Here is a 1,063-nt window from a genome sequence, read left to right as displayed (position 1 = left end):
TTCAAAGCTGGCGGACGGTGGCCATTAGTACAGGGGAAAAAGACATTGAAACCTTTTTATTAAATTCAGGTGTGAAAGTGAACGCAGGGCAATTAGTGCGATTACTAAATATCCCCATTGAACGCGCCACCGAACTACACGAATGTGAAACAGGGAAAGCCCACGCGGATTTAATCAAGGTGAATTGTCGTGATAGCTACGGGGCAGCAGGACGCTATTGGATTGAGTACCTATCAAATCACAAAGACGAAGCTAAAGAAGCCTACAGAGCCGCACAGCAACGCTGGAATAAGTTAATTCCAAGTAGCTATGGGGAGCAGGTACACCGAGCGAGCGACCGATTCGCCACGATTGAAGCCGCTTTGATTATGGGCTGTGTGATTACGGGGTGGAGTGAACAAGATTGTAGGGATGTAGTTCAAGCAATATTTAACGTATGGGTCGCAGAGTTCGGCACGGGAAACAAAGAGTATGAGCAAATCAAAGAACAAGCTGAGGCGTTTTTGAATGCTCACGGATTAAGCCGATTTGCCCCAATTCCTTATGATGTTAGGGATCTACCTATTAGAGACCTTGCAGGATATAGGAAGAAAGGCAGTAACGAGGATGACCCGATAATCTTTTATACCTTCCCGTCCGCCTTTGAGAAAGAAATCGCGGCAGGGTTTAACTACAAACAATTTGCTGAGGCGTTAAAAATGGCTGGCATGTTAACACCACCCACCAGTGGGAGAGGCTATCAACGAAAAAGCCCACGCATAGACGGACGGCAATTTAATGTTTACGTTTTGCAGTTCGCTCCAGAGAGCACAGAAGAAGATAACAATTGAGCAACAACTAGCGGAGGGATGAAAATCTCATAATGTTTTTTTCATGTGCGTGATTTTATCGTTTTAGTGTCGGTTCAGTTGGTTCAGTAGATAAGTTTTATTGATTTATAAGGGAAAAATAGCATTTATTGAACCAACACTGAACCAACAAGAGGCTGTTTTGAACCGACAAAGTGGCATTTTGAACCAACACACAGAATTAAAGAGTTTTTCCACTGGATGGCATTTTTAAA

General features: G+C 43.6%; 1 protein-coding gene. It reads left to right on the top strand.

Annotated elements, in window-relative coordinates; all coding sequences use genetic code 11:
- Nucleotides 1–830: DUF927 domain-containing protein (locus PSF67_RS22030; RefSeq protein ID WP_442959150.1), on the top strand; the 830-nt coding region annotated here is incomplete at its 5' end.
- Between the last annotated feature and the right edge of the window lie 233 nt (nucleotides 831–1,063).

The organism is Providencia sp. PROV076 (assembly GCF_028483405.1).
Classification (GTDB): Bacteria; Pseudomonadota; Gammaproteobacteria; order Enterobacterales; family Enterobacteriaceae; genus Providencia; species Providencia huaxiensis.
The sequence above is the reverse complement of the archived record's forward strand: the minus strand, read 5'-3'. Positions and strand labels throughout refer to the sequence as shown.